The sequence below is a fragment of the Streptomyces sp. CO7 genome (assembly GCF_053474865.1).
In genome coordinates this window covers 344,534-345,735 of sequence record NZ_JBRIOU010000004.1, presented here as the reverse complement: position 1 = coordinate 345,735, position 1,202 = coordinate 344,534, and the positions used below count along the sequence as shown (strand labels likewise).

Genomic DNA, 1,202 nt, shown 5'->3' with positions numbered 1-1,202 from the left:
GCCCGGCCCCCGCCCCCGGAGCCCTGGCGGGCTGCCCGCCCGGCGCGGTGAGGGCGCTGGTGACCACCACGCGCAGGGCGCCGCCGTCCCGCTCCACGGCGACCGTCACGGGACCGGGCGCGGCGTGCTTGAGGACGTTGGTCAGCGACTCCTGCACGATCCGGTAGGCGGCCAGCTCCACCGGCGACGGCAGGTCCCATCCCGCCTCGGGGGCGGGCGTCACCGTCACCGGGAAGCCCGCCGCCCGGATCCCCTCGGCCAGCGGCGCCAGGCCCTCCAGGCTGGGCACGGCGGACGGCTCCAGGTCGTCGCCCCCGGCCCGCAGCAGGCCGATCATGCGGCGCATCTCGGTCAGCGCCGCCACGCTGTTCTCCCGGATCACGCCCAGCGCCTCGCGGGAGGTGTCGGCGTCGTCCAGCGACAGCGCCGCCGTCGAGTGCACCGCCACGGCCGACAGATGACCGGCGATGACGTCGTGCAACTCCCGTGCCATCCGCGTGCGTTCGGCGGTCACGGCCTGGGCGCGGTCCAGTTCCGCCAGCCGGGCCGTCTGCTCGGCCTCCCGCCGCGCCGCCCGCGCGGCGTCCCGGTGGTGGCGCACCAGCGCCCCGGTGGCGGCCGGACCGAAGGCCGCCAGCCCCACCCCCAGGCCGAGCATCAGCGAGTAGGCGTCCTGCCAGGTGAACACGCCCCAGGCGATCGCCGCCAGGGTGAGGGCGCCGGTGACCTGCGGCAGTCGGCGGGCCGGCCGGGCGCTGCCGTAGACGGCCGCCGCGTACAGCAGGTCGGTGAAGAGCAGCACGGTCGCCAGGCTGCCGGTGGTGAACTGGTCGGCCACCAGGGCCACCGTGCCGGCGGCCAGGGCCGTCCACGGGCGCACGCGGCGCAGCACCTCCAGCGCCGACATCACCGCCAGCGGGACCAGCACCCACCAGCCCGGCACGTCCCGCGCCGGATACACGTCCAGGCCCACCGCCCACAGCAGCAGGCCCAGGGCCAGTCCGCCGAGGGCCGTGGCCACGTCGAAGGGGCGCGGGCCCGGCGGGGAGCCGTCGAGGGTCATGACCCCATCCAACACACTCGGGCCGCCCGGCACATCGGACCGGCGCGCGCCCGCCCGGGGCGGACCTCCACCGAAGGATGCAGGGCGATCTCGTCGCCGCGGTCGATGCGTCCGCGCGGGGCGGGGGAGAGGGTGGAGG

At 77.4% G+C, this 1,202-nt stretch carries 1 protein-coding gene; it reads right to left on the bottom strand.

The features are described 5' to 3' along the window. Positions 1–1,063 (bottom strand): sensor histidine kinase (locus ACOV8S_RS14270; protein ID WP_448318184.1); only part of this gene is annotated, 1,063 nt, incomplete at its 3' end. Positions 1,064–1,202 lie beyond the last annotated feature (139 nt).